This is a genomic window from Caldimonas sp. (assembly GCF_046289365.1).
Lineage (GTDB): Bacteria > Pseudomonadota > Gammaproteobacteria > Burkholderiales > Burkholderiaceae_C > Caldimonas.
The window spans coordinates 1-6,496 of sequence record NZ_JBKBVU010000176.1 but is presented as its reverse complement, the minus strand read 5'-3'; the positions used below and the strand labels follow the sequence as shown (position 1 = coordinate 6,496).

The following is a 6,496-nucleotide window of genomic DNA, read 5'->3' as shown; positions in this document are numbered from 1 at the left end:
GCCCAACGCCCCTGCGTGCTCAGCGGCGCGGGCATGTCGGCCGAAAGCGGCGTGCCCACCTTCCGCGACACGCCCAAAAGCCTGTGGGCCCGCTTCAACCCCGAAACCCTGGCCACCGCCGAAGCCTTCGAGCGCGACCCCGCCTTGGTGTGGGCCTGGTACCAATGGCGCGCCCACCTCGTGCGCCAAGCCCAACCCAACGCCGGCCACCTGGCCCTGGCCCGCTGGGCCCGGCACCGGAGCGGCCTGCGCATCGTCACCCAGAACGTGGACGACCTGCACGAACGCGCCGGCAGCCCCGACGTGATCCACGTGCACGGCAGCCTCTTCGCCCCCCGCTGCTTTGCCTGCGGCCGCCCACCGAGGGAGCCTTTGGCACCACAGGCCCCGGAGTGGCAACCCGAGCTGCGCATCCCCCCACCGGCCTGCGGCCACTGCGGCGCCCCCCTGCGCCCCGGCGTGGTGTGGTTCGGCGAAGCGCTGCCCCCAGGCCCCTGGCAGGCGGCCCTGGACGCCGTGGCCACCTGCGACCTGCTGCTGGTGGTGGGCACCTCCGGCCTCGTCCACCCCGCCGCCGGCTTGCCGGCGCAGGCATTGGCGCGTGGCGTGCCGGTGGTGGAGATCAACCCGCAGGCCACGCCACTGAGTGGGCAGGTGAGCCGGGTGTGGAGGACGACGGCGGCAGTGGGGTTGAACGCACTCGTGAACTCGACGTCGCGTCTTTGACGCCACACGGCGCCGCACGCGGTACAGCCTTCGTCGCCGCTCAACGCGTGGTGGCTCGCGCCAACACCGGCGCCAGCGCCCGCCCCGTGTGGCTGCCGGCGGCCACCACGTCTTCCGGTGTGCCGGCCACCACCACCTGGCCGCCGCCCACGCCGCCTTCGGGGCCCAGGTCGAGGATCCAGTCGGCTTCGGCGATGACGTCGAGGTCGTGCTCGATCACCACCACGCTGTGGCCGCCGTCCACCAGGCGGTGCAGCACGCGGATGAGCTTTTCCACGTCGGCCATGTGCAGGCCCACGGTGGGTTCGTCCAGCACGTAGAGGGTGTGCGGGGGCAGCCCGCGCCGGGCCGCCCCAAGCGGGCGGTCCCCCTCGGGGGGCGACGCCATCGGCGTCTGGGGGTCAAAAGTCCTGCCGCGGCGGGTCACGTCGTCGCGCACCTTGCTCAGCTCCGTCACCAGCTTGATGCGCTGGGCTTCGCCGCCGCTCAGGGTGGGTGAAGGCTGGCCCAGGGTGAGGTAGCCCAGGCCCACGTCCTTCAGCAACTGCAGCGGGTGGGCGATGTGGGGCATAGAGGCGAAGAAGTCCACCGCCTCGTCCACCTCCATGGCCAGCACGTCGCCGATGCTTTTGCCGCGCCAGGTGACGGCGAGGGTTTCAGGGTTGAAGCGCGCGCCGTGGCACACGTCGCAGGGCACCTTCACGTCGGGCAGGAAGCTCATCTCGATGGTGCGCATGCCCTGCCCTTCACAGGCGTGGCAGCGGCCGTCGCCGGTGTTGAAGGAGAACCGAGCAGGCCCGTAGCCGCGGGCCTTGGCTTCCAGGGTGTCGGCAAAGAGCTTGCGGATCACATCCCAGAAGCCCACGTAGGTGGCGGGGCACGAGCGCGGCGTCTTGCCGATGGGCGTCTGGTCCACTTCGAGCACGCGGTCCACGTGCTCCCAGCCGTCCAGCCCAGTGCAGCCGATCCAGGCGGGCAGGCCCTTGCCGCGGCTGTTCACCACGGCCTGCACGTTGGCCAGCAGCACGTCGCGCGCGAGCGTGGACTTGCCCGAGCCCGACACGCCGGTGACGGCCACGAGGCGGTGCAGCGGCACCTCCACGTCGATGCCGCGCAGGTTGTGCAGTGAGGCCCCGCGCAAGGACAGCTTGGGCGCATGGCGGTCCACCGCGCGGCGCGGCTGCAGCGGGTGCACCAGCGGGCGCGAGAGGAAGCGCCCGGTGAGGGAATCGGCATGCGCGGCCAGTTGCTCGGCCGTGCCTTCGGCGATGAGCCGGCCGCCGCGCTTGCCGGCGCCGGGGCCGATGTCGATGATGTGGTCGGCGCGGCGGATGGTGTCTTCGTCGTGCTCCACCACCACCAGGGTGTTGCCCTGTTCGCCGAGCTTGTGCAGGGCGTCGAGCAGGATGTGGTTGTCGCGCGGGTGCAGGCCGATGGTGGGTTCATCCAGCACGTAGCACACGCCCTGCAGGTTGGAGCCCAGCTGCGCAGCCAGGCGGATGCGCTGGGCTTCGCCGCCGCTCAGCGTGGGCGCGGCGCGGTCGAGCGTGAGGTAGCCCAGGCCCACGTCTTCCAGGAACTCCAGCCGGCTGCGGATCTCGCTCACCAGGTCGCGCGCAATCGCGGCCTCGCGGCCTTCCAGGGCCAGGGCTTCGACCCAGCGGCGTGCCTCGGCCACCGGGCGGGCGGCGATCTGTGCGATCGACTCCCCCCGGAATCGGATGGCCAGCGACACCGGGTTCAGGCGCGCGCCGCCGCAGGTGCCGCAGGGCTGGTCGGAGACGTCTTCCACCTCGGGCTCGGCGAAGGTCTGCTCGCGGCCCTTGTCATCGTCGCGGCGCGTGTCGTCCAGCGCACGGCGCTGCTCGCGCGTGAGCTGCACGCCGGTGCCCACGCAGTCGGTGCACCAGCCGTGCTTGGAGTTGTACGAGAACATGCGCGGGTCGAGCTCGGGGTAGCTGGTGCCGCACACCGGGCAGGCGCGTTTGGTGGAGAACACCTTCACCTGGCCGATGCGGGCCGTGGAACGGCCTGCGGCCATCGCGTCCTTCAGGCCGTCGAGCGGGGCGAGCAGGTGCATCACGCCCTTGCCCAGCTCGAGCGTGCGGCCCAGCAGCTCGCGCAGTTCGGCTTCGTTGTCGGCGCGGATCACGAGGTCGCCCACCGGCAGCTCGATGGTGTGTTCCTTGAAGCGGTCGAGCTTGGGCCAGGGGGCCACGGGCACGAATTCGCCGTCCACGCGCAGGTGGGTGTGGCCGCGCGCCTTGGCCCACTTGGCCAGGTCGGTGTAGAGGCCCTTGCGGTTCACCACCAGCGGGGCCAGCAGGCCCACGTGCTGGCCCTTGTGGTCGCGCAGCAGCTGGGCGGCGATGGATTCGGGCGTTTGCGGGCGCACCTCGGCGCCGTCGTGCACGCAGTGCTGCACGCCGAGTTTCACATACAGCAGGCGCAGGAAGTGGTAGACCTCGGTGGTGGTGGCCACCGTGCTCTTGCGCCCGCCGCGGCTCAGGCGCTGCTCGATGGCCACGGTGGGCGGGATGCCATAGACGGCATCCACCTCGGGCCGGCCCGCCGGCTGCACGATGGAACGCGCATAGGCGTTGAGCGATTCGAGGTAGCGGCGCTGGCCTTCGTTGAAGAGGATGTCGAAGGCCAGCGTCGATTTGCCCGAGCCCGACACCCCGGTGACCACGCTGAACTTGCCGCGCGGGATGTCCACGTTCAGGGCCTTGAGGTTGTGCTCGCGGGCGTTGACGATACGAATGGCGTCCGCACCGTTGACCTGCACGGCGGCGCGGCGCGCACGCACCAGGGTCTGCAGCGGGGCGCCCTCTTGCGCTTTCGTATCGCCCAGGCCCAGCGCGGCTTCGTACTCGCGCAGCGCCCGGCCGGTGTGCGACTGCGCATGCGCCTTCACGTCGTCGGGCGTGCCGGTGCACACGACCTCGCCGCCAGCCTCTCCACCTTCGGGGCCGAGGTCCACGATCCAGTCGGCCGAGCGGATCACGTCGAGGTTGTGTTCGATCACAAAGAGCGAATGCCCGGCGTCCAGCAGCTTGCGGAAGGCGCGCATCAGCTTGGCGATGTCATCGAAGTGCAATCCGGTGGTGGGCTCGTCGAACAGGAACAGCGTGCCCTTGCGCGCCAACGACTGTTTGCTGGGTGTGGCGCTCTTGGCCGCCTCGGCCAGGAAGCCGGCGAGCTTCAAGCGCTGGGCCTCGCCGCCCGACAGCGTGGGCACGGGCTGGCCGAGCTTGACGTACTCCAGGCCCACGTCCACCAGCGGCTGCAGCACGCGCAGCACCTCGCGGTCGCTACGGAAGAGTTCGGCCGCTTCGCTGACGGTGAGCTCCAGCACGTCGGCCACGCTCAGGGTGCGCCAGCTGCCGTCGGCGGCTTGCCGGTCGAGGTGCACTTCCAGGATCTCGGCGCGGTAGCGGCGGCCGTCGCAGTCGGGGCAGCGCAGGTACACGTCGCTGAGGAACTGCATCTCCACATGCTCGAAGCCCGAGCCGCCGCAGGTGGGGCAGCGGCCGTCGCCGGCGTTGAAGCTGAACGTGCCGGCGCCGTAGCCGCGTTGCAGCGCCAGCGGCGCAGCAGCAAAGAGCGTGCGGATCTCGTCGAAGGCGCCCACGTAGCTGGCAGGGTTGGAGCGGGCCGTCTTGCCAATGGGCGATTGGTCCACGAAGACCGCGTCGGTGAGCCAGTCGGCGCCCAGCAGACGGTCGTGCGCGCCGGGGGCTTCAGTGGCCTTGCCGAAGTGGCGGGCGAGCGCCGGGTAGAGCACGTCTTGCATCAGCGTGGACTTGCCCGAACCGCTCACGCCGGTGACACACACCAGGCGCTGCAGCGGGAACTCGACGGTCACGCCGCGCAGGTTGTGCTCGCGCGCGCCTTCCAGCACCAGGCGGGGCGTGCTCTGGTTGACGAGGCGGCGCATGCCGATGCCGATGCGCTTGCGTGCGCCCAGGTAGGCGCCGGTGAGCGTGTCGGCCTGGCGCAGGTCCTCGGGTGTGCCGTCGAACACCACCTGGCCGCCGCGCTCGCCGGGGCCTGGGCCCATGTCGATGACGCGGTCGGCCGCCAACATCACGGCCGGGTCGTGCTCGACCACCACCAGGGTATTGCCGGCATCGCGCAGGCGCAGCATGGCCTCGTTGATGCGGTTCATGTCGCGCGGGTGCAGACCGATGCTGGGTTCGTCCAGCACGAACAGCGTGTTCACCAGCGAGGTGCCCAGCGCGGTGGTGAGGTTGATGCGCTGCACCTCGCCGCCGCTGAGCGTGCGACTTTGCCGGTCGAGCGTGAGGTAGCCCAGCCCCACGTCGCAGAGGTATTTCAGCCGCGTGCGGATCTCGTCATACAGCAGGTGCAGCGGGTCTTTGTCCGCCCCGGCTGCGGCCGGCGGCGCGATGCGGTCGAAGAAGATGCGCAGCCGCTCGATGGGCAGCAGCATCAGATCGTGCAGGCACAGGCCGGGCAAGGCGTCGAGCTGCTCTTGCGTCCAGGCCACGCCCACGGGCCGGAAGCGCGTGTAACGATCGCCCAGCACCGCGTCGGCATCGTCCTTGCCACCCAGGCGCCACAGCAGCGATTCGAGCTTCAGGCGCGCTCCACCACAGGTCTCGCAGGGGGTGTAGCTGCGGTACTTCGACAAGAGCACGCGGATGTGCATCTTGTAGGCCTTGCTTTCGAGGTATTCGAAGAAGCGTTTGATGCCGTACCACTGCTTGTTCCAGTTGCCGTTCCAGTGCGGCGAGCCGTCCAGCACCCAGGCGCGCTGGGCCTCGGTGAGCTGGCTCCAGGCGGTGTCGCGCGGGATGCCAGCCTCGCCGGCGTACTTGAGCAGGTCGTCCTGGATCTCCTTCCACGCCGGCGTCTGCAGCGGCTTGATGGCGCCCGAGCGCAGGGTCTTGCGGTGGTCGGGAATGACCAGGCCCCAGTCCACCCCGATCACGCGCCCGAAACCGCGGCAGGCCTCGCAGGCGCCGTAGGCCGAATTGAACGAGAACATCGCCGGCGAGGGTGCGTTGTAGCGCAGGTCGCTGTCGGGGCTGTGCAAGCCGGCGGAATAACGCCAGACGTCGGGCTCGCCTTCTTCCTTCAAAACATACACGTTCACACGCCCGCTGCCGCGCTTGAGCCCTGCCTCCAGTGCCTCGATCACGCGGGCTTTCTCGGCGCCGGCCAGGCGGAAGCGGTCGGCCACCACGTCGAGCACCTTGCGCGGCCCGCTGGGCGTGACCACCTCGCGCTCGGCCTGCACGCGCGTGTAGCCGCTGGCCGACAGCCATTGCTCGATCTCCTCGGCCGAGGTGTTCGCGGGCAGCTCCACAGGAAACGTCACCACCAGGCGCGGGTCGCTGCCCTGCGTGCGTTGCGCCAGGTCGGCGTAGATGGTCTCGGGGTTGTCTTCACGCACCGGCCGGGCGGTCTGCCGGTCGTAGAGCTGCGCGGCGCGGGCAAACAGGAGCTTGAGGTGGTCGTTCAGCTCGGTCATCGTGCCCACCGTCGAGCGCGAGGTGCGCACCGGGTTGGTCTGGTCGATGGCGATCGCCGGGGGCACGCCTTCCACGTGATCGACCGCCGGACGGTCCATGCGGTCGAGGAACTGGCGGGCGTAGGCGCTGAAGGTCTCGACGTAGCGGCGCTGACCTTCGGCGTAGAGGGTGTCGAAGACCAGGCTGGACTTGCCCGAGCCCGAGGGGCCGGTCACCACCGTCAGCTCGCCGGTGCGCAGGTCCAGGTCCAGGTTCTTGAGGTTGTGCTG

2 protein-coding genes are annotated in these 6,496 nt (G+C 70.3%); one reads left to right on the top strand and one right to left on the bottom strand.

Annotation, left to right across the window (positions count from 1 at the left end):
* Positions 1–726: SIR2 family NAD-dependent protein deacylase (locus ACK42S_RS14405; RefSeq protein WP_409708929.1), on the top strand; the 726-nt coding region annotated here is incomplete at its 5' end.
* A 40-nt stretch (positions 727–766) separates the two neighbouring features.
* Here the strand turns inward: ACK42S_RS14405 and uvrA are convergent.
* The coding region (gene uvrA / locus ACK42S_RS14400; RefSeq protein ID WP_409708926.1) for an excinuclease ABC subunit UvrA at positions 767–6,496 on the bottom strand (5,730 nt) is incomplete at its 5' end.